General features: G+C 64.2%; 21 protein-coding genes. 9 read left to right on the forward strand and 12 right to left on the reverse strand.

Annotated features, from left to right (window positions below; genetic code table 11):
- Positions 1-18: 18 nt before the first annotated feature.
- Positions 19-1,317 carry an aminotransferase class I/II-fold pyridoxal phosphate-dependent enzyme gene (locus tag LW136_RS21200; RefSeq protein WP_234174075.1) on the reverse strand — a complete coding sequence of 433 codons (1,299 nt, stop codon included), beginning with the start codon at positions 1,315-1,317 and terminating at the stop codon, positions 19-21.
- Positions 1,318-1,345: 28 nt separating this feature from the next.
- Between LW136_RS21200 and LW136_RS21205 the strand changes: the two genes are divergently transcribed.
- Genes LW136_RS21205 through alaC form a run of 3 tightly spaced genes read left to right on the forward strand, consistent with a single transcriptional unit; the run spans position 1,346 to position 4,030 of the window.
- Positions 1,346-2,041 carry a glutamine amidotransferase gene (locus LW136_RS21205; RefSeq protein ID WP_234174077.1) on the forward strand — a complete coding sequence of 232 codons (696 nt, stop codon included), beginning with the start codon at positions 1,346-1,348 and terminating at the stop codon, positions 2,039-2,041.
- A 13-nt stretch (positions 2,042-2,054) separates the two neighbouring features.
- Entirely contained in the window at positions 2,055-2,750 is a 696-nt protein-coding gene (locus tag LW136_RS21210) for an MOSC domain-containing protein (protein WP_234174078.1), read from the forward strand.
- Positions 2,751-2,809: 59 nt separating this feature from the next.
- Complete coding sequence (gene alaC, locus LW136_RS21215) at positions 2,810-4,030, forward strand: alanine transaminase (protein WP_234174080.1); 1,221 nt, start codon at positions 2,810-2,812, stop codon at positions 4,028-4,030.
- Positions 4,031-4,561: 531 nt separating this feature from the next.
- On the opposite strand, the gene LW136_RS21220 is transcribed toward alaC, so the two are convergent.
- Complete coding sequence (locus LW136_RS21220; protein WP_003284022.1) at positions 4,562-5,200, reverse strand: peroxiredoxin; 639 nt, start codon at positions 5,198-5,200, stop codon at positions 4,562-4,564.
- A gap of 47 nt (positions 5,201-5,247) precedes the next feature.
- Positions 5,248-5,823 carry an RBBP9/YdeN family alpha/beta hydrolase gene (locus tag LW136_RS21225; protein ID WP_181122016.1) on the reverse strand — a complete coding sequence of 192 codons (576 nt, stop codon included), beginning with the start codon at positions 5,821-5,823 and terminating at the stop codon, positions 5,248-5,250.
- A 257-nt stretch (positions 5,824-6,080) separates the two neighbouring features.
- On the opposite strand from LW136_RS21225, the gene oscA reads away from it, so the two are divergent.
- From oscA to LW136_RS21255, 6 genes are all read left to right on the forward strand, one after another.
- Positions 6,081-6,260 (forward strand): sulfur starvation response protein OscA, encoded by a 180-nt coding sequence (gene oscA, locus LW136_RS21230; RefSeq protein ID WP_003284024.1) that lies wholly within the window; start codon positions 6,081-6,083, stop codon positions 6,258-6,260.
- A gap of 266 nt (positions 6,261-6,526) precedes the next feature.
- On the forward strand, positions 6,527-7,525 hold the full coding sequence (locus LW136_RS21235) for a sulfate ABC transporter substrate-binding protein (RefSeq protein WP_234174082.1): 999 nt from the start codon (positions 6,527-6,529) through the stop codon (positions 7,523-7,525).
- A gap of 303 nt (positions 7,526-7,828) precedes the next feature.
- Positions 7,829-8,647: a sulfate ABC transporter permease subunit CysT gene (cysT, locus tag LW136_RS21240; RefSeq protein ID WP_234174083.1), complete on the forward strand. Its 819-nt coding sequence runs from the start codon at positions 7,829-7,831 to the stop codon at positions 8,645-8,647.
- Positions 8,648-8,660: 13 nt separating this feature from the next.
- Positions 8,661-9,536, forward strand: a complete 876-nt coding sequence (gene cysW / locus LW136_RS21245) for a sulfate ABC transporter permease subunit CysW (protein WP_234174084.1) — start codon at positions 8,661-8,663, stop codon at positions 9,534-9,536.
- Between the two features lie 2 nt (positions 9,537-9,538).
- Complete coding sequence (locus tag LW136_RS21250; RefSeq protein WP_125898545.1) at positions 9,539-10,525, forward strand: sulfate/molybdate ABC transporter ATP-binding protein; 987 nt, start codon at positions 9,539-9,541, stop codon at positions 10,523-10,525.
- Between the two features lie 108 nt (positions 10,526-10,633).
- The gene (locus tag LW136_RS21255) at positions 10,634-11,623 is read left to right on the forward strand and encodes a 2-hydroxyacid dehydrogenase (protein WP_234174085.1); all 990 of its coding nucleotides are present in this window, start codon (positions 10,634-10,636) and stop codon (positions 11,621-11,623) included.
- A 111-nt stretch (positions 11,624-11,734) separates the two neighbouring features.
- On the opposite strand, the gene LW136_RS21260 is transcribed toward LW136_RS21255, so the two are convergent.
- The 9 genes from LW136_RS21260 to LW136_RS21300 form a co-directional block, all read right to left on the reverse strand.
- On the reverse strand, positions 11,735-12,418 hold the full coding sequence (locus LW136_RS21260; RefSeq protein WP_234174087.1) for a uracil-DNA glycosylase family protein: 684 nt from the start codon (positions 12,416-12,418) through the stop codon (positions 11,735-11,737).
- 10 nt (positions 12,419-12,428) lie between these two features.
- Positions 12,429-12,965 carry a DUF3299 domain-containing protein gene (locus tag LW136_RS21265; RefSeq protein ID WP_234174088.1) on the reverse strand — a complete coding sequence of 179 codons (537 nt, stop codon included), beginning with the start codon at positions 12,963-12,965 and terminating at the stop codon, positions 12,429-12,431.
- A gap of 51 nt (positions 12,966-13,016) precedes the next feature.
- Positions 13,017-13,268 carry a GlsB/YeaQ/YmgE family stress response membrane protein gene (locus tag LW136_RS21270; RefSeq protein WP_003297756.1) on the reverse strand — a complete coding sequence of 84 codons (252 nt, stop codon included), beginning with the start codon at positions 13,266-13,268 and terminating at the stop codon, positions 13,017-13,019.
- Between the two features lie 85 nt (positions 13,269-13,353).
- Positions 13,354-14,439, reverse strand: coding sequence for a 5-(carboxyamino)imidazole ribonucleotide synthase (locus LW136_RS21275; RefSeq protein WP_090522701.1), 1,086 nt, complete (start codon positions 14,437-14,439; stop codon positions 13,354-13,356).
- A 104-nt stretch (positions 14,440-14,543) separates the two neighbouring features.
- On the reverse strand, positions 14,544-15,032 hold the full coding sequence (gene purE / locus LW136_RS21280; protein ID WP_014822018.1) for a 5-(carboxyamino)imidazole ribonucleotide mutase: 489 nt from the start codon (positions 15,030-15,032) through the stop codon (positions 14,544-14,546).
- A gap of 148 nt (positions 15,033-15,180) precedes the next feature.
- Entirely contained in the window at positions 15,181-17,673 is a 2,493-nt protein-coding gene (locus tag LW136_RS21285; RefSeq protein WP_234174090.1) for a sensor histidine kinase, read from the reverse strand.
- 279 nt (positions 17,674-17,952) lie between these two features.
- On the reverse strand, positions 17,953-19,875 hold the full coding sequence (locus LW136_RS21290; protein ID WP_234174092.1) for a bifunctional sugar phosphate isomerase/epimerase/4-hydroxyphenylpyruvate dioxygenase family protein: 1,923 nt from the start codon (positions 19,873-19,875) through the stop codon (positions 17,953-17,955).
- A 67-nt stretch (positions 19,876-19,942) separates the two neighbouring features.
- Positions 19,943-22,678 (reverse strand): AMP-binding protein, encoded by a 2,736-nt coding sequence (locus tag LW136_RS21295; RefSeq protein WP_234174094.1) that lies wholly within the window; start codon positions 22,676-22,678, stop codon positions 19,943-19,945.
- A 147-nt stretch (positions 22,679-22,825) separates the two neighbouring features.
- Positions 22,826-23,758 (reverse strand): LysR substrate-binding domain-containing protein, encoded by a 933-nt coding sequence (locus LW136_RS21300; RefSeq protein ID WP_023445448.1) that lies wholly within the window; start codon positions 23,756-23,758, stop codon positions 22,826-22,828.
- Between the last annotated feature and the right edge of the window lie 72 nt (positions 23,759-23,830).

Consider the following 23,830-nt stretch of genomic DNA (forward strand, 5'->3'; position numbering starts at 1 on the left):
GTGATTTGCTGCACTCGTTCAGTTAACCGTTCGGCGACGCTGCTTCAATGCATGAGCAACATCGCGCGCCAAAGCCGGCACGCTGATAGGGTTCAGGTTGCCGATACTGATCCGTACAGCCGCCGGGCTTTCCAGCCTGAACGGCGATCCCGCCTGGATGGCCCAGCCCAGCGATGCCAGCGTCTGGACCACAGAGGTCTCGTCCGAGACAGGCAACCACACATGCAAGCCCTCCCCCTGAGTGGGCACGGCTACGCCTAAGTCGTTCAGCCCCCGGACCAGAGCCGAACGCCGTTGCAAATACTCAGCCCCCACTGCCGATAGGCGACTGCTATCGAGCATCTTTTGCCAGAGGCGTCCTGCAAGCCTTTGTAGCAACAGGCTGACCCACCGGGGGCCGAGGGTCTGCTGGTGGTGCATGCTCTTGAGCACGCTGGGCGTGCCTGTGACCACCGAAACGCGCAGGTCAGGCCCCAGGAATTTGCTGACCGATACAACGTAGACCCAACTAAGAGGCTCACGACTGAAGTTCAAGGGTTCGGCAGCGCTGAGCGGCCCCCAATGATCGTCAAGAATGAGCAGCGTATCGGGCGCATCTGCAAGGTTGTCGAGCCACTCTTCCCATCGACGCTCGCTTATGCAAAACCCGGTGGGGTTATGCGCACGCGGCGTCAAGATGACCGCCGCCGCCGAGCGAAGGATTTCAGTAGAGGGGACCATCGCGCCCTCTTCGTCTACGGGGACGGGAACCGCCTTGAGCCGCAGGCTCGCCAGTAATGCCAGCGCTGGCGGCCAGCAAGGATCTTCCACGATTACCTTGTTTCCTGGCCGGCAACGCAGGCGAAGCGCCCGCTCTACGGCATCGAGCGCTCCCGAGTAAATGCCCAGCTGCTGACACGGAACCCCCTGCTCAGCCAACCACTGGCCTGCAACATCAAGCAGCTGTGGATCATTGCTTTGCACGTCATAGCCGGACTGGCTCTCGGTGAGCCAGCCCGCCTCAATGGCGGGCAGCGTAGCCCCATCGATATTTCCCGAGGCCATGTCTCGCAAACCCTCAGGAATGGTGGTTTGCGTTTCGGCCGTGGGCATCTCGCCTGCCACACGCGTTCCGCGCCGTCCGTCGGTAACTATCAGGGCGGCATCACGCAGCAGCTTGTAGGCCGCCGCCACAGTGTTTGGGCTGACTTGAAGCTGCTGTGCGAGAGCTCTGACGGCAGGCAGCAGGGCGCCATCCCGGTAAAAACCCGCACGAATTTGCTGTTCGATCGACTCAGCGATCTCGACAGCGGTCGATCCGCTAGCTATTGTATTCATACATTCATTGTATTGTATTGGTACATAAATGCAAACCGCCCTTGTCATTCGCTTTCTTGCTTTCGAAGATCTCGGCTCGCTGCAGCAGATTCTTGATGGACGCCGATACCAGATCGAAACACTAGACGCGAACCTCGACTCGTTTGCCGGCCTCGATCCGTCAGCCCACGATCTGGTCATCGTTCTCGGCGGCCCAATCGGGGCTTTCGACGAAGCGAAGTACCCATTCCTGAAGCCCGTCCTCTCATTCGTCGAACAACGCCTCCAGTGCGGCAAGAAAATACTGGGAGTTTGCCTTGGCGCTCAGCTGATAGCACGGGCACTGGGCAGCAACGTCGGCCCCATGGGGAGAAAAGAGATCGGCTTTGCGCCGATATCGCTCACGGACGAAGGTCTGCAGTCCTGCCTTGAGCCCTTGAGTAGCGGCGTGCCGGTACTGCACTGGCATGGCGATCAGTTCGAAATCCCAGAGGGAGCGACGCGCCTGGCAGCAACCGACACCTGCCCGAACCAGGCGTTTTCCGTAGGCAACTCGGTTCTCGCCCTGCAATTCCACCTTGAGGCCAATCCGCAGCGTATTGAGCATTGGCTGGTCGGCCACGCAGGTGAGCTCGACAGCATCAAGCTCGACCCACGAGTGCTCAGAGAGCAGGCGCAGGCATGCGCCGACGAACTGCTCGCGGCCGCGCAGACGGTGTTCGCGTCCTGGCTGGATAGGAACTGACGGAGCCGCATAGATGCTACTCGGGAAGATTCAAACCATCATGACCGGAACAGCTGTGCCATTCACGCGGCCCGAGACCTTCAGTGGAATCGATAAAAGACCGCGCACAGGGTCGGTCAGGGTCGGGTTTGAGGGGCTCGAAGGTGACGAGCAAGGTGATAGGCGTGTGCATGGCGGGCCGGACAAGGCCGTCCACCACTACCCGTACGAGCATTATCACCACTGGAGGCAAACGTTCGGTGATCGGCCGCTACTAAGCGCTCCCGGCGCCTTTGGCGAAAACCTATCGACCATAGGGCTAACCGAAGAAAACATCTGCATGGGCGACATCCTCTCGTGCGGAACCACAGTGCTGGAGGTTTCGCAGACTCGCCAGCCCTGCTGGAAGCTCGATGATCGGCTTGGCACCAAGGGCGCAGCACTCGAAATGCAGCGTAGCGGCAAAGTTGGCTGGTACTACCGAGTGCTTGATCCGGGCGTCATCGAAGCCGGCGCGACGCTGAACCTACTCGATCGCCCACACCCCGAGTGGCCACTGCGCAGCGTGCTGCAACTCCTCTACATCAACACGATGGACCTGGACGCACTAGTGCGTTTGCAGTCGCTTCGATTGCCGCCCTCCTGGCAGAAGATTGTGGCAAATCGCATCAGGACCAGCACCGTTGAGTCCTGGGCCAAGCGTCTGGGTGGGCCGGAATCCAGCCGCTAGCAAAACAACTGGCCACACGCGTTCCCGCTCGGATATCCGCCTTCATTCTCGAGATCCAAATGTCCAATAACAACCAGTCCGCCACCCCGCCATCCAAAATGGCGTTCAGCCGAATTGACCGTCTACCTGCATATGTTTTCAACGTAACCGCAGAGCTGAAGCTCGAAGCGAGACGCAGAGGGGAGGACATCGTCGATCTCGCTATGGGCAACCCAGACGGCGCGACGCCGCCACATATCGTGGCAAAGCTCTGTGAGGTCGCTCAGCGGGACGACACGCACGGGTATTCGAGTTCAAAAGGCATTCCCCGGCTGCGCCGCACGATCACCCAGTGGTACCAGAGCAGATACAACGTGGAGATTGATCCGGAAACCGAGGCAATCGTGACGATCGGCTCCAAGGAAGGGCTGGCGCACTTGATGCTCGCGACGCTGGACGCCGGAGACACGGTGCTAGTGCCCAATCCAAGCTATCCGATCCATATCTACGGTGCGGTGATCGCCGGCGCTCAAGTTCGCTCCGTTCCACTTGTGTCAGGCGTGGACTTTTTCATCGAGCTGGAGCGGGCCATTCGTGAGTCCATTCCGACACCGAAGATGATGATCTTTGGCTTTCCGTCGAACCCGACGGCGCAATGCGTCGAACTCGATTTCTTCGAGCGGGTGATCGCGCTCGCCAAGCAATACGGCATCTTGGTCGTGCATGACCTCGCCTACGCGGACATCGTGTTCGATGGCTGGCAAGCCCCCTCGATCATGCAGGTACCTGGAGCCAAGGATGTAGCAGTCGAGTTCTTCACGCTGTCGAAAAGCTACAACATGGCCGGATGGCGCGTTGGTTTCATGGTGGGCAATGCCGAACTCGTCAACGCGCTTGCGCGAATCAAGAGCTACCACGACTACGGCATGTTCACCCCGCTTCAGGTTGCCGCAATAGCCGCACTGGAGGGTGACCAGGGCTGCGTGAAAGAGATCGCTGAAACCTACCAAGTCCGCCGAGATGTACTGGTTTCAGGATTGCGAGCCATCGGCTGGATGGTCGAGCAACCCAAGGCAACCATGTACGTCTGGGCAAAAATCCCCGAGCAATACCAGCATCTGGGCTCGCTGGAGTTCGCCAAGAAATTGATGACAGAAGCCAAAGTCGCGGTTTCTCCCGGGATCGGTTTTGGCGAGTATGGCGATGATCACGTCCGCTTCGCGCTGATCGAAAACCAGAGCCGCATACGCCAGGCACTGCGCGGGATTCGCTCGATACTGAGGGCCGATGGCGTTGTGTAATTGGGTCTTCGCATATGGTTAGCCGTGTAACGTGGTGCAGTCGCGTACGGATCAAGGCGCAGGGTGCCGGCAAATGTTTGGACAGCACCCGGAGACCAGCACGCCTTGCCGAGCTGCCCGGAGCGAGACCAGCACGGCCCAGATTGCCAAGCTTTGCTCAATTGAATTGAACGTCGTGGTTTGCTCCGTACTTTCAAGATGTCGCTCATCGCGTTCTGTACTTCAGCCGCTTTCAAGAACGGGGAGCGATTGTTTTGCCGGGGCGCTGAGCAGGCAGAGCCCTCACTGCGTAGATCGAGCTTCAGCCCACCCATTGTCTGTTGCCACGAAGGTGGGCTAAAGCCCCACCCAACAGCTGTGTTCCCGAAGCCTCGAAATGGGCAGGCCCCTCATTCGTAGGGCGGCCTTTAGCCCACCCAGCCGATTGGCTACCGCGAAGCAGGATTAAAGACGTTCCTGCCGTACCAATCGTCAGCTCGCTGCAGCTACACCAAGGGGGCTTTCGCGGCGCCCATGCAGGGCCCTTCTGGATCAGCGGTTAGGTTGCGGCGTCAGGCGCAGGTACGGCTTGACCGCGCGATAGCCCTTGGGAAAGCGCTGCTTGATCTCCTCTTCGTCCTTGAGCGAGGGCACGATCACCACCTCGTCGCCGTCCTGCCAGTTGGCCGGGGTCGCGACCTTGTGGTTGTCGGTGAGCTGCAACGAATCGATCACCCGCAGGATCTCGTGGAAGTTGCGCCCGGTGCTCGCCGGGTAGGTGATGGTCAGCCGCACCTTCTTGTTCGGGTCGATGACGAACAACGAGCGCACCGTCAGGGTGTCGTTGGCATTGGGATGAATCAGGTCGTACAGCTCGGAGACCTTGCGGTCGGCATCAGCCAGGATCGGGAAGTTGACGCGGGTGTTCTGCGTCTCGTTGATATCGTCGATCCACTTGATGTGCGAATCCACCGGGTCTACGGACAGGGCGATGGCCTTGACGTTGCGCTTGGCGAACTCGTCCTTCAGCTTGGCGGTGAAGCCCAGTTCGGTGGTGCACACCGGGGTGAAGTCGGCCGGGTGCGAGAACAGCACACCCCAGCTGTCACCCAGCCACTCGTGGAAGCGGATGCGGCCTTCGCTGGAATCCTGTTCGAAATCGGGGGCGATGTCGCCGAGGCGGATGCTCATCTTCATTCTCCTATCTTGCGTGGGTTGCTGCGTTAGTTGATAGCGACTCAGGCGCGCCGTTGCGCCTGTCGCTCGATCCGGCTCTGCAAGCGGTACAGGCTGGCGAAGCCCTGCTCCCAGCGCCGATGCCCGGAGGCCACGTTGATATGCCCGGCGCCGGCCAGGATCGTGGTCTCGCTGCCCCAGGCGTGGCCCATCTCGACGGCACGCGCGGCACTGGCGGCAGTGTCGTTGTCCGAGCCGATCAGCAGGCTGGCGAATGGCAAAGGCTGGCGGGGGATCGGCGCGAAGTTGCGCAAGGGTTCCGGGCAGCCGCTGCGTGCGACATCCGCGGGTGCCACCAGCAGGGCGCCGCGCACCCGTTGCAGCAGCGGCGCAGGCGCCTGCGCCGCCCAGTGCGCAACCGTGATGCAGCCCAGGCTGTGCGCCACCAGAATGACCGGTTCATCATGAGCGGCAATGCTGCGCTGCAGCTCGGCGACCCAGTCTTCGCGACGCGGAAGGAGCCAGTCCTGCTGCTCCACTCGGGCGCTGCCCGGCAGGGTGCGTTGCCAATGGCTCTGCCAATGCTCATCGGGCGAGCCATGCCAGCCCGGCACGATCAGATAACGGATGCTGCGCATATCGGCGCCTCCTGTGATTCATGGCGGCCAGTCTAGGCAGCAGATCGATTCGCTTAAAAAGAATAAAGGATTATTTATTTATTCTTTTTAAGAATATTAGGCCACCTGATAAAGAATCTTCTTGTTATTCCATAAAGATCTATAAATGTTCTTAAACAATATTTTTAAGAATATTTCGCCCACACCTATGATCCGCTCCACGCCTTGCTGGCTACGGCCGTTCCGGTTGTCACGAAAGGCTTTCACGGAGAACAGCAATGACCGCGACCATTCGCAACCTCGAGGGGCAGGACGAAGCCAGCATCCTGCGCGAGATCAACAGTGCCCTGAGCGGCCTCAAGTTCGGCTCGGTTGAAATCACCGTGCACAACGGCCAGGTCGTGCAGATCGAGCGCAAGGAGAAGTTCCGCCTGCAGCCGACCGGCAAGAACGCCTGACCCCCAACTACCCCATCCATCAGCCCGACTGGACCACCGGAGGGCGTGACCATGAAACGAGCCGAGACCATGAACACGCACCGGTACTGCAGCTGTCGTCCGCGAATGCGGAGCTAATCGAGTCACTGAAAACCGCCTGACACAGCTAGACCAGGTTGCAACCCGCCAGGCTGCTTCTGCCTCGCCCTGCCTGTCTTCCAGCGTGATTTCAGCGACCGCCCCTGATGCGCCAACACATACAAATTAGTTTTTTCAGGAGCTGCACCATGTCCATTCGTCGCTTCGCCCTCGCCGCCCTGGCGAGCGCGCTGTTCGCCGGCCCCGCACTGGCCGCCGATACCCTGCTCAACGTGTCCTACGATCCGACGCGCGAGCTCTATGTGGAATTCAACAACGCCTTCAACAAGCACTGGCAGGCCCGGGGCCATGAGCCGATCAAGGTCCAGCAGTCCCATGGCGGCTCCGGCAAGCAGGCCCGTGCCGTCATTGATGGTCTGCGCGCCGATGTGGTGACCCTGGCACTGGCGGGCGATATCGACGAGCTGCATCGCCTCGGCAAACTGATCCCCGAGGATTGGCAGACCCGCCTGCCGGACGCCAGCACGCCCTATACCTCGACCATCGTGTTCCTAGTGCGCAAGGGCAATCCGAAGGGCATCAAGGACTGGGACGACCTGGTCAAGCCGGGCGTCGAGGTGATCACGCCGAACCCGAAGACCTCCGGCGGCGCACGCTGGAATTTCCTCGCCGCCTGGGCCTATGCGCAGCAGAAATACGGCACTGAGAAACAAGCACAGGAATTCGTCGGGACGCTGTACAAGAACGTGCCCGTACTGGACACCGGCGCCCGCGGCTCGACCGTCACCTTCGTCAACAATGGCATCGGCGACGTGCTGCTGGCCTGGGAGAACGAGGCCTTTCTGGCCCTGAAGGAACAGGGCGGTGAAGACTTCGAGATCATCGCGCCGTCGCTGTCGATCCTCGCCGAGCCGCCGGTGGCCGTGGTGGACAAGAACGTCGAGCGCAAGGGCACCCGTGAAGTCGCCGAGGCCTACCTGAACTACCTGTACAGCGAGGAAGGCCAGCGCATCGCTGCGAAGAACTTCTACCGGCCACGCAACGAGGCCGTGGCAGCCGAATTCAAGGATCAGTTCCCGGCGCTAAAGCTGGTCACCATCGACGGGGATTTTGGTGGCTGGAAGGCCGCGCAGCCGAAGTTCTTCAATGATGGCGGGGTGTTCGACCAGATCTATCTGACCGAATGAAGCTACTGCGCTTGCTCATGCTGCGTTGAAGACCGGCTCGGGCCTGCTCATTTACAGCCCGTAAACTCCGCCGCCCTCGCCGGTCTTCGCCTTGCCTGAGCTGCGCTCGTGACGCTTCAGCCGAAACATTGCGTAGGGTGGATCGCGCTTCACCGATCCACCATCGCTACCGCTCGGAGGGCGGTGGTGGAAAGCAAAAAGCGACTTCCACCCTACGCAGCGCGTGACGCTTCAGCCGAAACCTCTTCAACCGGAACGCTGTGGCCGCGGCGGATTCTTGTCCGCCCTGTCGAAGGAATAGTCATGTCCCGCCGAACCTCCCCCCTCATACCCGGCTTCGGGCTGACGCTGGGCTACACCCTGGTGTACCTCAGCCTGTTGGTGCTGATTCCCCTGGGTGCGCTGTTTCTCAAGACCACCGAACTCTCGTGGGCACAGTTCATCGCCATCGTCAGCGCGCCGCGCGTGCTGGCGGCGCTGAAGCTGAGCTTTGGCACCGCCTTCGCTGCCGCCGTGCTCAATGGCGTGATCGGCACGCTGCTGGCCTGGGTGCTGGTGCGCTATCGCTTCCCCGGCCGCAAGATCATCGAGGCGATGATCGACCTGCCTTTCGCCCTTCCGACCGCGGTGGCAGGCATTGCCCTCACTGCGCTGTACGCGCCGAACGGACCGGTCGGCCAGTTCGCCACGCAGATGGGCTTCAAGATCGCCTACAGCCCGCTGGGCATCACCCTGGCACTGACCTTCGTGACCCTGCCCTTCGTGGTGCGCACCCTCCAGCCGGTGCTCGCCGATATCCCTCGGGAAGTCGAAGAAGCCGCGGCCTGCCTTGGCGCGCGTCCACTGCAGGTTGTTCGCCATGTGCTCCTGCCAGCGCTGCTGCCCGCCTGGCTGACCGGCTTCGCCCTGGCCTTTGCCCGCGGCGTCGGTGAGTACGGCTCGGTGATCTTCATTGCCGGCAACATGCCGATGAAGACCGAGATCCTGCCGCTGCTGATCATGGTCAAGCTGGACCAGTACGACTACGCCGGCGCCACGGCCATCGGCGTGCTGATGCTGGTGGTGTCGTTTGTTCTGCTGCTATTCATCAACCTGCTGCAGCGCCGCATCGCGCACTCCTGAAGAGGCCACCGACATGACTTCCGCTTCCCTATCGGTGACCGCAAACAGCACCGCCAATGCCACGCGCCGCGGCAACGCCCTCGGCCGTCGGCTATTGATCGTCGCTGCCTGGCTGGTCTTCGCGCTGTTCCTCTTGCTGCCCCTGCTGATCGTTGTCAGCGAGGCACTGAAGCAGGGCTTCAGCACATTTTTCACCGCCATCTTCGAGCCCGACGCCCTGGCGGCGCTCAAGCTCACCCTGCTTGCCGTGGGCATCTCGGTGCCGCTCAATCTGGTGTTCGGCGTCGCCGCCGCCTGGTGCGTGAGCAAGTACGAGTTCCGCGGCAAGAGCCTGCTGGTGACCCTGATAGACCTGCCGTTCTCGGTCTCCCCGGTCATTGCCGGCCTGATCTACGTGCTCTTGTTCGGCGCCCAGGGCTATTTAGGCGAGTGGCTGAGTGATCACGATATCCAGATCGTCTTCGCCGTGCCGGGCATCGTCCTGGCGACGCTGTTCGTCACCGTGCCCTTCGTCGCCCGCGAGCTGATCCCGCTGATGCAGGAACAGGGCAGCACCGAGGAAGAAGCCGCGCGGCTACTCGGCGCCAGCGGCTGGCAGATGTTCTGGCACATCACCCTGCCGAACATCAAATGGGGCCTGATCTACGGCGTGGTGCTCTGCACCGCGCGGGCGATGGGCGAGTTCGGCGCGGTGTCGGTGGTGTCCGGGCATATCCGCGGGCTGACCAACACCCTGCCGCTGCACGTCGAGATTCTCTACAACGAATACAACCACGTCGCCGCGTTCAGCGTGGCCAGCCTGCTGCTGGCCCTGGCGCTGGTGATCCTGCTGCTCAAGCAGTGGAGCGAATCGCGTATCGCCCGCCTGCACGCCAACGCCGAGGAATGACCATGTCGATCGAAATCAGCAACATCAACAAGCGTTTCGGCCAGTTCCAGGCACTGAACGCGATCAACCTGCATATCCAGAGCGGTGAACTGGTCGCTCTGCTCGGCCCGTCAGGCTGCGGCAAGACAAGCCTGCTGCGCATCATCGCCGGGCTGGAAACGCCGGACAGCGGCAGCATCGTGTTCCATGGTGAGGATGTCTCCAGCCGCGATGTGCGCGACCGCAACGTCGGTTTCGTCTTCCAGCATTACGCCCTGTTCCGCCATATGACCGTGTTTGACAACGTGGCCTTCGGCCTGCGCATGAAGCCGAAGAAGCAACGCCCGAGCGAAGCGGTCATCGCCGAAAAAGTCCGCGAACTGCTCGGCCTCGTGCAGCTCGACTGGCTGGCCGACCGCTACCCGGAGCAGCTCTCCGGCGGCCAGCGACAGCGTATCGCCCTGGCGCGCGCACTGGCGGTCGAGCCGAAAGTGCTGCTGCTCGACGAGCCGTTCGGCGCACTGGACGCCAAGGTGCGCAAGGAGCTGCGCCGCTGGCTGGCACGGCTGCACGAAGACGTGCACCTGACCTCAGTATTCGTCACCCATGACCAGGAGGAAGCGATGGAGGTCGCCGACCGCATCGTGGTGATGAACAAGGGTGTGGTCGAGCAGATCGGCACGCCGGCGGAGGTCTACGCCAACCCCGCCAGCGAGTTCGTCTACCACTTCCTCGGCGACGCCAATCGCCTGCAGCTGGATGAACAGCGCAGCGTGCTGTTCCGCCCGCATGAGGTTTCCCTGAGCCGCGAAGCGGTGGCCGAGCACCTAGCCGGCGAGGTGCGCGACATCCGTCCGCTTGGTGCGCTTACCCGGGTCACGCTGAAGGTCGCTGGGCAAGCCGAGCCGATCGAAGCGGAGGTCGGCAATGACCACGCCAGCCTGGTAGGCGTGCGACGCGGCAGCACGCTGTACTTCCAGCCCAAGGGGCAGGCGCTGCGCGCGGGCTGATGCGCGCCGCCGCGTCGACTCGCGGTCATATCGGGCGACAGAAGCGACTTGGCCGCGGCGGGCAACTGTCGCACCCTGTCGGCAGTCGCCCCTTATCGCGAGGCTCACATGCGCATCACCCTGTTCAGCAGCAAACCCTACGATCGCCACAGCTTCCAGGCCGCCAATCAGGCACATGGCTTCGAGCTCCAATTCCTCGAGTCGCGCCTCGATCCCGATACCGTGGCGCTGGCCGCCGGCGCCGAGGTGGTCTGCCCGTTCGTCAATGACGTGCTGTCGGCGCCCGTGCTGGAAAAGCTCGCCGCTGGCGGCACACGGCTAATCGCGCTGCGTTCGGCCGGTTACAACCATGTCGATCTGCCCTGTGCCCAGCGTCTCGGCCTGCCGGTAGTGCGGGTGCCGGCCTATTCGCCGCACGCGGTGGCCGAACACACCGTGGCACTGATTCTGGCACTCAACCGGCGCCTGCCACGGGCCTACAACCGTACCCGCGAGGGCAATTTCTCGCTGCAGGGGCTGACCGGCTTCGATCTGGTCGGCAAGCGGGTCGGCGTGGTCGGCAGCGGGCAGATCGGCGCGGTGTTCGCGCGGATCATGCAGGGCTTCGGTTGCGAGGTGCAGCTCTACGACCCCTACCCCAACCCGGAACTGGAACGCCTCGGCATGCGCTACGTGGCACTCGATGAACTGCTCGCCAGCAGCGATATCGTCAGCCTGCACTGCCCGCTGACTGAGCAGACCCGTCACCTGATCAACCAGCAGAGCCTGGCGACCATGAAGCCGCGCGCCATGCTGATCAACACCGGCCGTGGCGCGCTGATCGACACGCCAGCACTGATCGGCGCGTTGAAGAGCGGTCAGCTCGGCTACCTGGGCCTGGACGTCTACGAGGAAGAGGCCGGGCTGTTCTTCGAGGACCACTCCGGCCTGCCGCTGCAGGACGATGTGCTGGCGCGGCTGCTGTCGTTTCCCAACGTCATCGTCACGGCGCACCAGGCATTTCTCACCGACGAGGCGCTGGCTGCGATCGCTGGCACCACGCTGGGCAATGTCGCTGCCTGGCAGGCCGGGCAGATCAGCAATCAGGTCAGCAGCTAGCGGCCTGTACGGTGGGTTGGTTGAGGCAAGTTCGGATGAGAGGCAAGGAGCAGCAACACAGTATCGGGGCCATGGGCGCCGAAATTGACCAACTGAACTTAGCAAAGGCCACTAACGGGCTGGTTTTTCGTCGAGCTGGCGCAGGCGCGCCTCGAGCAGGTCCGGGAAGCGCTTGAACCAGGTCTGGTTCAACGGCGAGGGATGCGGCAGCGGGTGCAGGGTGAAGGTTCGGGCCTGCCCCTGCTCGTCCTGTAGCTCGACGTCGAGGCTGGCGGTGAAGCGGTCCTCACGTTGCCAGAAGTCTTCCAGACGCTGGCGCGCCTCACGCGGCTGGTCGATGCCGAACCAGAGGAATGCCTCGCGCCCGAGGGTGATGATGTGCCGCCCGCGCCAGCTGTCCACCAGCAACTGGCGCATCAGCGGATGGAAGCGGCGCTTGACTGCCATCGACCAGGCCTTGTTGCCGACCGGCTTGTACGGCACGGTGTTGATCCAGAAGTAGTGCCGCCCCAGCGCCCGCCCCGCCTCGAAATCCGGCATCTGCTCGCCATGCAGGTGGCGATAGAGCACGCGGCGGACGATCTGCCCGCCGGAGCCGATGAAGGGCTCGCCATGGCGGACCTCCTCGCGGCCTGGGTCACGACCGAAAAAGCAGAGCGGCGCATCGGCGTCGCCAAGACCGATGATTGGCTCCAGCGGATCACGCTCTAATGCTTGGTAGACCGGTCGATCGATGCCATCGGTGTGTGCGGCAAGCTCGCGCAGCGCCTGACATATCTCGGTGGGTAGCGTCATTGCCTGTGGCTCAGAAGTCGCTTTCGTCGACCAGCTCGACTGCGGCGGCTTCCAGCGCATAGGCGGCATCGGCCAGATCGTTGCTGACCGGCTCGATTTGCAGGCGACCGTCCACCCACAGCGGCGCGTAGATGTCCTCCAGGGCGATGCCCTTCGAGTAGCGCACCAGCACGATCTGGTTCGGCGGCGGCGGCGGTACGTGAATGCAGGCGCCCGGATAGGGCACCAGGAAGAATTCGGTGCTGCGCCCGCGCGCGTCGCTCTCCAGCGGCACCGGATAGCCGCCCAGACGGATCTCGCGGCCATTCAGTTCGGCGACGGTCTTGGCCGAGTACATCACCGCCGGCAGCCCGGCGTCCTGCTTCAGCCCGCCCTGATCGCTGAAGCCGGCATCTTCCGGCGTCGAGTGGTCGATTTCGGGCATTTCCTCCAGCGCCTGGCGGTCCTCGGGCGGCATCAGCTCGAGCCAGTCGAGTTCGGGCGGCGTGGCCTGGGCGTGGGAAACAAGTGCGAGACAGCAGAGCAGCGAGAGGACGAATGTGCGCATAAGGCAACTACATGAGAGAGAACGGGGCCGCTGGGCGCGGCCCCCGGCGGATCAATGTTTGCGGCTGGTGACCATGCCATAGATGACCAGCAGGATGATCGCACCGACCACCGCGCCGATAAAGCCTGCGCCTTCGCCCGCCTGGTACAGACCGAGCGCCTGTCCGCCATAGGTCGCCAGCAGCGAGCCGCCGATACCGAGCAGGATGGTCATGATCCAGCCCATGCTGTCGTCGCCGGGCTTGAGGAAACGCGCGATGAGGCCAACGATGAGGCCGATGATGATGGTGCCGATGATGCCCATGGATAAGCTCCTGAGGTCGGAAAGGTGGGTAACCAATCGGACCCGAGGGCTCTGTCACCGTTCGCCGAAGCCTGACGGCCGGGCGTCAGGAATGCGGGATCAGCGTCTCTACGGCGGTGATCTGCCGGTCGAGGGTGGCGCGATCGGGGCAGCGCAGGGTGGCGTGGCCAACTTTGCGTCCGACCTTGAAGGCCTTGCCGTAGTGATGCAGATGGCAATCCTCGATGGCGATGACCTTTTCCACCGGCGGAACTTCACCAATGAAGTTGAGCATGGCGCTCTCGCCCAGCTTGGCGGTCGAGCCCAGCGGCAGACCGGCGACGGCACGCAGGTGGTTCTCGAACTGGCTGCACTCGGCGCCTTCGATGGTCCAGTGCCCGGAGTTGTGCACGCGCGGGGCGATCTCGTTGGCCTTCAGGCCGCCATCGACCTCGAAGAACTCGAAGGCCAGCACGCCAACGTAGTCGAGCTGCTTGAGCACACGACCGACATAATCCTCGGCCAGCGCCTGCAGCGGATGATTACTACTGGCCACCGACAGCCGCAAGATGCCGCTCTCGTGGCTGTTGTGCACCAGCGGATAGAAGCAGGTTTCGCCATCACGCCCGCGCACGGCGATCAGCGAGACTTCCCCGGTGAAGGGCACGAAGCCCTCGAGGATGCACGGCACGCTGCCCAGCTCGGCGAAGGCATTGCTCACATCGGCCGGCTTGCGCAGCAGCTTCTGGCCCTTGCCGTCGTAACCCAGGGTGCGGGTCTTGAGCACGGCTGGCAGGCCGATGCTGGCCACCGCGGCGTCGAGGTCGGCCTGGGACTGGATATCGGCGAACTCCGGGGTGGGAATGCCGAGATCCTTGAACATGGATTTCTCGAACCAGCGATCACGGGCGATGCGCAGCGATTCGGCGCTCGGGTAGACCGGCACGAACTGCGAGAGAAAGGCCACGGTTTCAGCCGGTACGCTCTCGAACTCGAAGGTCACCAGATCCACCTCGTCGGCCAGCCGGCGCAGGTGGTCCTTGTCGTCGTAGTCGGCGCGGATGTGCTCACCGAGGGCCTGGGCGCAGGCATCCGGTGCCGGGTCGAGGAAGGCGAAGCTCATGCCCAGCGGAGTGCCCGCCAGGGCCAGCATGCGGCCCAGCTGGCCGCCACCGATCACACCAATTTTCATATCAACGGCCCTTCAGTAGGCGGCAGATCGAGCGCGCGCGTCGCGCGGCGCAGGAAAGCAAGTTTATACCCGCCAGCGGGCGTCGCCGCGCCGGCAGGGTCGGCTCAGACGCGTGGGTCCGGGCTGTCCAGAACGGTCTGGGTCTGCTCGTCGCGGAATTTCTTCAGTGCCTGGTGATACTCGGGAAACTCGTGACCGAGGATGCTCGCCGACAGCAGCGCGGCGTTGATCGCGCCGGCCTTGCCGATGGCCAGGGTGGCGACCGGCACGCCCGCCGGCATCTGCACGATGGACAGCAGCGAATCGACGCCGGAGAGCATCGAGGACTGCACCGGCACGCCGAGCACCGGCAGGTGCGTCTTGGCGGCGCACATGCCCGGCAGATGGGCGGCACCGCCGGCGCCGGCGATGATCACGCGCAACCCGCGGGCTTCGGCCTGTTCGGCGTACTGGAAGAGCAGGTCCGGGGTGCGATGGGCGGACACCACCGTCACTTCATGGGGGATGCCCAGCTTTTCCAGCATGTCGGCGGTGTGGCTCAGGGTGGACCAGTCGGACTTGGAGCCCATGATCACGCCTACCAGTGCGCTCATCGTCGTGCCTCTCATTGGGCGCCCGCGGGCGCGTCAAGAACAACAAACCACGCAAAAGAGCGTGGCCTGGACAGTCGCGGACCGACCTTGGCCGCCCGCGCGAAAGCCGCGCAGTATAGCGCAAGGCGTGACCAGCCAGTACCCCGCGCTACTGCAGCGCAGCAGGCGCCAGGCGTGGCAGTTCGATCCAGAAACGGCTGCCGACGCCAGGTTCGCTGTGCAGTCCCAGCTGGCCGTTCATCAGGCGGGCGAACTCCAGGCACAGCGACAGCCCTATGCCGGTGCCCTGAATCATGCTGTTCTCGCGCCCGAGCCGCTGGAAGGGTTCGAACACCTGCGCCTGCTGCGCGGGCTCGATGCCCAATCCCGTATCCTCGACCAACAGCCGCACATGCCCCGGGCTGGTTTCGGTACGCAGGCTGATGTGGCCATCGGGGACGTTGTACTTCATCGCGTTGGACAGCAGGTTGAGCAGCACTTGGCGCAACCGACGCGGCTCGGCAAGCACCTGCAGTGGCTCATCCGGCAACTGCAATTGCAGATGCAGGCCGCGTTGCTGAACCTCGAGCGAGACCAGTTCGGCGCACTCGCGCATCAGCTCGCAGACGTTCACCGGCTGCAGCTCGAGCTGCGCCGGCTCGTTCTGCAGGCTCGACCATTCGAGGATTTCCCCCAGCAGCTGATTGAGGTGCCGGCTGGCCAGCAGGATCTCGTCGAGGTACTCGGCCGCCTCGGCCTGGCTCTCATCGTCGCAGTCCATGCGCATCAACTGGGCGAAGCCGAGAATCGCATTGAGCGGCGTGCGCAGTTCATGGCTGATACCCGAGAGCAGCCGGCCCTTCGCTTCGCTGGCAGCCTGGGCCTGCAGGGTCGCCGCGCGTAGTTCTTCCTCGACCCGCTTCAGCGCGTCGATATCCACATGAGTACCGGCGAGTATCTTCGCCACGCCGGTATCCGGATCATGCGCGAGCACGCGCCCGCGGCTGAGCAACCAGTGGTAGTGGCCCTGGGTATCGGCGAAGCGGTACTCGGCCTCATAGCGCTGCTGCAGTCCGCGGCTGACGCGTTCGATCTGCGCCAGCGCCTGCGGCAAGTCATCGGGGTGGATACGGCGGCGAAACTCGCTGTCGCTGAGCTGCCCCGACGGCAGGCCGAAGCGCGTCACCATGCCGCCGCGTATACGCAGCCGGTGGTTGGGCATGTCGTATTCCCAGAGGCTTTCGGTCGCGCTTTCCAGCACCAGCTCCAGGCGTCGTTGCGCCTCCCAGCGCTCGGATTCGCTATAGGCCAGGCGGCTGCCGATGTCCTGGGTGTGACGGCACATCTCGTCCAGTTCGCGAATCTGCGACTGTGCCGGCTCCGGTTGCCAGCGGCCGACGCCAATCTCGCCGAGCATCCGCGAGATGCCGGCGATGGGCGTCAGCAGCGCGCCGCTGAGCTGGCGTGCGCGCAGCCACATGAGGGCGAAGAAACCGATATAGAACAGCACCAACCCGGCAATCAGCAGATAGCCGATCTGCTGATAACGGCTCGCCAGGGCATTGGTCTGGCGAAATACCGCGGCCTCATCGACCACCGCCAGCAGGTGCCAGCCGGTCTGCGCCACAGTGGTCCAGGCCACCAGCTGCGGCCGGCCGCCAAGCATCACCTGCTGTACGCCGCTGCTGGCCCCGGAGATTGCCGCGGCGAGTTCAGCGGTTTCCGGGCGGCGATCAAGCTGGAAATCCTCCGGTTTGAACACCTCGCGGCGGATGGCATCCAGATAGGAATGCTCGGTCAGCTCGGCCAGGCCGAAATCCGCTTCGCCAGGTTCGGGCAGCGCCATGATCGACAGATCATCGCTGACCAGCATGGCGTAGCCACCCCAGGGCACCTGCACCTGGCCGATCTGCTCGAGGATGCCGCTGACGGTGATGTCGATGCCAACCACGCCTTCTAGAAAATCGCCGTGGTACACCGGCGCGGTCGCCGACATCATCCAGCCGTGCCCGGCCGGGTCGAGGTAGACATTGGTCCACACTACGCCGCGCGACGGGTTGTGCTTGGCGTCCGCCAGGTAATAGAAGTTGTACTTGGGGATATCCATGTCCGCCGGGTACTGATCGAGCGTGAAGAACCACGGATAGATATGGTTGAAGCTATCCCAACTGTTGAAGTAGAGGCTGGCGACCAGCGGGTTGCGCGCTTCGATCTCCTTCATCAGCGGCTCCAGCTGCCGCAGCCTGGCGATCTTCTGCAGATCATGCCGCTCGGGAGCAGTGGCGTTGGAATAGAACACGGCGGCACCGCCGTCATCGCTGGGACTGTAGCGCACGCCCTCGTCGCTCAGGGCCAGTTCGGGCACCTGTCCCGGCGCGACGCCCTGCAGCGCCTGCGCGGTGAGGTTGCGATACAACTGGGTCAGGGAGCTGACCTGGCTGAGCTGCTCGCTGATCAGACGCGACTCAAGACTTACCGCCGCCTGCAGGTCGTTGAGCGCGGTTTCGCGCAGATGCTCGACCTGGGCGTCGCGAATGGCGTTGTTGGTCAGCAGATAGATCGCGATCAACGCGGTCTCCACCAGCACCAGTGGGATGAGCGCGCTGCGCACGAAGGCCCGCCATATCCATTGACGCAGGCCGATTGGCTTTGAGGTGGGCACGATGGGCTCCAGCGGCCGCGCAAGGCGAATAATCAGCAGTAGGCGCGGCGAGGCCGTGATCATACCATCGCGCTCGCGGCGTCGAGCTAGTGGCCTGTGCGGTGAGTGGGTTGAGGCAAGTTCGGATGAGCATGGGTCCGAAACAAGGCGCTGCGACGAGTCATAGCTGGGCTATGGCAAGGAGCAGCAACGCAGTATCGGGGGCCATGGGCACCGAAATTGACCAACTGAACTTACCAAACAGGCCACTGGAGCCTGGCGGTCGAGTTCGCCGTCGTTTCAGCAGGCGCTGGCGACGCTGGTGGTGCCGGAGACCGAACGGCGGCATTGCTTGGCCATCGCCGCCAGGCGTACCGCGACATTGGCGGTGCCGTAGCCGGCGTAGCCATTGCAGCGCTGCAGGATCTCGAAGAAGAAGCGGCCTTCGAACGGCTCGGTGTAGACGTGAAACAGCTCGCCACCCTCGGCATCACGGTCGTAGAGCACGTTGTAGCGCGCCAGCTCGGCGAGCAGCGCGTCGTCGAAATCGAACCGCGCCGCCAGATCGTCGTAGTAGTTGCGCGGGATTTCCAGCAACGGCACCCCGGCCGCCTGCGCCCGGGCGACCTCGGCGAAGATGTCGTCGCAGGCGAACGCCACGTGGTGCACCCCGGCGCCACGATAACTGGACAGCGCCTGGGCGATCACGGTGTCGCGATCCTGCGAGGTGTTCAGCGGCAGCCGGACGCGGCCGCAGGGGCTACGCATGGCGCGGCACTTCATCAGCCCATAGGGATCGGGCAGCAGCAGCTCGTTGTCGGCCTCGAAATCGAACAGGCTGCGATAGAACAGCACCCAGCTGGCCAGGCTTTCGGCCGGCAGCGCGGTAGCCATGTGATCGATACGCCGCAAGCCCGCATCCTTCGGGCCGACCGCATGCAGGCGAAAGTCGATGTCGTAGTTGCTCTGCCCTGGCGCGCCGGACTCGAGCAGATAGATCAGGCTGCCGTCCGGCGCGCGCACGGCCGGAATCTGCCGCTCGTTCGGCCCGATCAGGCCACGGTAGGGCTGGCCGCCAAAGGCGCAGGCACGCGCCAGCGCCGGCCCCTCTTCGTCGATCTTCAGCGCCATTGCACACACCGAAGGGCCATGCGCCTCGAAGTAGTTGTGGGCAAACGAATAGGGCTCGGCGTTGAGCACGATATTGATCTCGCCCTGGCGAAACAGCTGCACATCCTTCGAGCGGTGCTGACCGACATGGGCGAAGCCAAGACGCTGCAGCCAGCTGCCGAGGCGCACGGCGTGCGGCTCGTCCACCGCGAACTCGAGGAAATCGATGCCTTCGTAGCGCGGTGCCGGCGGTGGCGCGAACAGCGTTTGCGCCAGCGCCGGGCTGGTCGAGGCACTCAGGCGCTGCCCGGTTTTCTCTTCCAGGTGCTGAAGCGCACGCAGGCCGTCAGCGGCGATGCCTCGCGGCGGCGCAGCGCGGAAGCCATCGTTGAACACTTCCAGCGACAACGGGCCGCTGTAGCCGGCCTGCAGCACAGGTGCGAGAAAGCCCGCCAGGTCGAATTCGCCCTGACCGGGAAAACAACGGAAATGCCGACTCCACTGCAGCACATCCATTGCCAGCAGCGGCGCATCGGCGAGCTGTACGAAGAAGATCCGCTCGCCCGGGATATCGACGATGCCGCTCGGGTCATCGCCCAGCGCCAGCGTATGGAAACTGTCGAGAATCACCCCCAGTGCAGGATTGTCGACCTGTTGTACCAGTGACCAGACCTGCCGCCAGGTCTTCACGTGGCGGCCCCAGGCCAGCGCCTCGTAGCCCACGCGCAGCCCGCGTGCACCGGCGCGCTCGGCGATCTGGCCAAGGTCACCCACCAGTGTCTCGTTATCGCCCAGCGCATCGGCCTGGACGTTGCTGCAGAGCAGCATCAGGTCGACGCCCAGTTCGTGCATCAGGTCGAACTTGCGCTCGGCGCGATCGAGATTGCGCTGCACGCGCGCCCGCGGGCAGCCCTCGAAATCGCGGAACGGCTGGAACAGCGTGACGGCAATGCCCAGGTCCTCGCACAGGCGGCGGATGTCCTGCGGGCTGCCGGAGTGATAGAGCAGGTCGTTCTCGAACAGCTCGACGCCATCGAATCCAGCCGCCGCGGCGGCCTCCAGCTTCTCCGGCAGGGTGCCGCTCAGCGACACGGTGGCGATCGAGCGTTTCATGCGGTTACTCCTGTTACCGGGTGACTCGGGAAGTTGCGCGGCAGCGCTGGGGTCGACGCGAGCATGATCAGGGCACCAGACCATCGCGCTTGCCCGGCTCGGTCAGCGGCAACATCAAGCCGCTCTGACCAGGCATTGCCGCAGTCGGATCCTCAAGCAGCGCGCGCAGCGGCGTGGCGATGGAGGCGGTGTAGTCCTTGACACAGCGATGATGGCCGCCGAGCACGTCGTAACTCTCGAAGCTCGCCCCCATGCCGCGCCAGGCGCGACTGGTGTAGTCGGCGGAGAAATACACCACCGGCGCGTCGATGCGCCGGGGCAGGTAGCGCGCCATTACCAGCGAGTACTGCAGGAAGCGCACGCGCACCTCACGATCACGCGCGGTGGGTGGTATTGGCACGTGACCGGCCAGCCGCTGCTGCACCATGCGCACGCTGCGCCGCGACAGCTTCCAGGCCAGGTTGGCGAAGCGCTTGGGATAGGGCCACTTGCTGGTTTCACCGAAACGGCTGAGCGCCTCGTAGGCGCGGGCAAGGTGCATGTCCGGCAGCACCCGGTCGAGGGTACGCAGGATGGCCCGCGACCACGGGCGAACATTGGCGGTGGGCGGATCGATCAGAGCGACGATCTCCACCTCATGGCCCGCCTCGATGAGCAAACGAGCGGCCTCGAAGGCCACCAGCGCGCCGTTGCAGTAGCCGCCGATGCGGTACGGTCCCTGCGCCTGGCGCGCGAGGATCAGCGGCAGACGTTCACGCGCCATCTGCTGCACCGACTCTGGTATCGGCTCGTTGTCCATGCCATGCGGGGCGATGGCGGTCAGCGGCTGCTGCGGGCCGAGCAGCCGGGCCAGGCGACGGATGTAGTAGCCGCCATGGGCGAAATCGCCGTGGAACCAGAACAACGGCGTGCGCCCTGGCTGAGCGTTGAAATCGATGACCGGAATGATGTGGTTGGCAAGATTCTCCAGGCGTGCTGCCAGCTCGCGGGCAGTCTCCGCCTCGACCAGCAACGACTCGGGGATCACCCGCCCGACCATCTGCTCCAGCTCGGCAAGCATTTCGGTGGCCAGCAGCGAGTCACCACCACAATCGAGAAAGTTGTCGTTCGGGCCGACCGCCTCGGTTTTCAGCAGTCGCCGCCAGAGCGCCAGCACCTGCTGCTCCAGTTCGGACGCCGCCTCGGCCACCGCCGCGGCCCGGGCCCGCGCGCTGCGCTGCTCGAGGTAGGCATCCGCCAGCCGATGCCGCAACACCTTGCCGGTCAAGCCGCGCGGCAAGGCTTCGATGATCTGCACGCGCCGCGGCACCTTGAAGTACACCAGCTCGCCCCGCAGGTAGCGCTGCAGCTCCTCGGCCGCCACCTGCATGTCAGGGCGTAGCACCACGGCGGCGGCGACGTCCTGGCCGAGGCGCTGATGCGGCACGGCGAACGCCGCTGCATCGGCCACCGCCGGATGGCGCAACAGCACCGCATCGACTTCCGGCAGGCTGACCTTCTCGCCGCCGCGGTTGATCACTTCCCGCAGGCGTCCATGCAGGCGCAGGAAGCCGTCCTCGTCGAGGCTGCCGATGTCGCCGGTGTGGAACCAGCCGTCGCGCAGCACCTCGCGGTTGAGCGTGTCATCGCCAAGATAGCCAGGCATAACCGTCGCGCCACGCACGCGGATCTCGCCGCGCTCGCCCGCCGCTAGCGGAATGCCGTTCTCGTCGACGATGCTCAGGGTTTCCGGCCAGGGCCGACCGACCGTGTCCGCCTTGCGCTCGGTCGGGGTGTTGACGGCGATCTGCGCGGCCTCGCTGGAGCCGTAGTGCTCCAGCAGCGGGAAGCCCATGGTCTGCTCGAAGGCATCGATGATGTCCTGTCCCAGCGGCGCGCCGCCGGATGAGGCGAAGCGCGGCCGCTGCGTGCCCAACCCTTCGGGGTGCGCGCTGGCCGCTTCGAGAATTGCGCGGTGCAACGCTGGGCCGGCGGAATACCAGCTCGGCCGCAGGCTTTCGAACCACTCGTGCAGGTCCACCACGGCCGGGCTGAGCGGAAAGGCAACGCTGCCGCCGGTGAGCAACGGCGTGAGGATGGTGACCTTCAGCCCGTGGGAATAATAGGGCGCCGATACGCACAGGCAGCGGTCGCCGGCATCCAGGCCGAACCAGCGCTGCCACTTGCGGGCGGCGGTCAGCATGTTGCGATGGGTGAAGGGAATCAGCTTGGGCAACGCCGTGGTGCCGGAGCTGCGCAGGATGAACGCCGGAGCGTCTGCCTCGGGCAGATCATCGGTGGCCGGCTGTGCAGCCAGCGGCATGTCGAGCTGTAACGCCGGGCTGCCGTCCGCGGCCGCTTCGGCTCTGATCAGCGTCAGCCCGTGGCGCTCGGCGGCCGCCCGGCCCTGCTGATCGCCGTCACTGCTGATCAGCAGGGCATCGAGCGGCAGCTGTTGGAGAAACTGATCCAGTTCGGCCGGGCCGAGGCGCGGATCGAGCGGTACGGCAACCGCGGAACAGGCGACGGCAATGATCGCGACCGCCGCCTGCGGGGCTTCTGGCAGCAATACGCCGATGCGTGCGTCGCGGCCGAAGCCGGCCAGGCGCAGCTGGCGACGGGTCTGCTCGATCATCTGCTGCAGGCCGCGATGGTCCAGCGGCGCGAAGCGTGTCGAAAGCACCGCCGATCGATCAGGCGCACCATGCGCCACGCGGCTCAGCGCGGCATGCAAAGTGACGGGCTCGATGCCGGCGGTCGCCGGGTCGAGCACAGCAAAGACCGAGCCCGCAGGGGGCACGGCGGCGTCGGAGTCGTAATTCACGGCTGTCTGTCCTTGGCTAGAGTCCGGCCTGGCCATGGCACGGATTGCTCAGCTAAGACAGCATCGCCCGAAAAAGTTGCCTCGCGCGAAGCAACAAAATGTGTGCAGTTAACCGCTTGTTACGCACATTTGGCCGCGTGGGGCGCTTTAACCTGCCGCTTCGCCCGCCTGTCGCTGCGCTTGCGCGGCACGGTTTTCCAGCCTTCGCCAGAGCAAGCGCACTGCACCCTTGCGCATCAGCGAGCAGCGATACAGGCGGATTTCCAGTGGTACGCGCCATTGCTCGCTACCACAGATCGCCAGCTCGCCACGCTGCAGCTCGGGCTCGACGCTCAGGCGCGGCACCCAGGCGATCCCCAGCCCCTGCAGTGCCATGCTCTTCAGGCTGTCGGCCATGGCAGTCTCGTAAACGGTGGTCGAACGCAGCGCGCGCTGACGCAACAGCAGGTTCACCGAGCGACCGAGAAAGGCGCCAGCGCTGTAGGCCAGCAGCGGCACCGTCTGGCCGCTGTCGACGTCGTACAGCGGCGCGCCGTCGGCACCCGCCGCGCAGACTGGCAGCATCTCGGTGCGCCCCAGGTGCAGCGAGGGGAACAGCTCTGGGTCGAGCTGCAGCGCGGCATCCGGGTCGTAGTAGGCGAGAATCAGGTCGCAGCCGCCTTCGCGCAGCACATGCACGGCTTCGCCGACGTTGGTGGCGATCAGCCGGGTGGCGATGTTCAGCCCGTCGTGGCGCAGGCCGGCGATCCACGCAGGGAAGAAGCCCAGCGCCAGCGAGTGCGCGGCGGATATCTGCAACACCTCGCCCTGCTGGCCCTCGACGTGGTGCAGATGGCGCACCACTTCGCCGAGCTGTTCGACCATGTTGCGCGCACTGACCAGGAACAGCTGGCCGGCCTCGGTCAGCTCGATCGGCGTGCGCGAGCGGTTGATCAGTTGCAGGCCGAGCGCCTCCTCCAGCGAGCGTATCCGCCGGCTGAAGGCCGGCTGCGTGACGAAGCGGCGTTGCGCGGCCTGGGAGAAGCTGCGGGTCGCCGCCAGCGCCACGAAATCCTCCAGCCACTTGGTTTCCAGATTCACCTGAACATCCCTCGATACGATTGCGACCGGTACAAAGTCACACGGACATTATGCCGTTTCGGCATAGGGCAG

It is taken from the genome of Stutzerimonas kunmingensis, assembly GCF_021432085.1.
GTDB lineage: Bacteria > Pseudomonadota > Gammaproteobacteria > Pseudomonadales > Pseudomonadaceae > Stutzerimonas.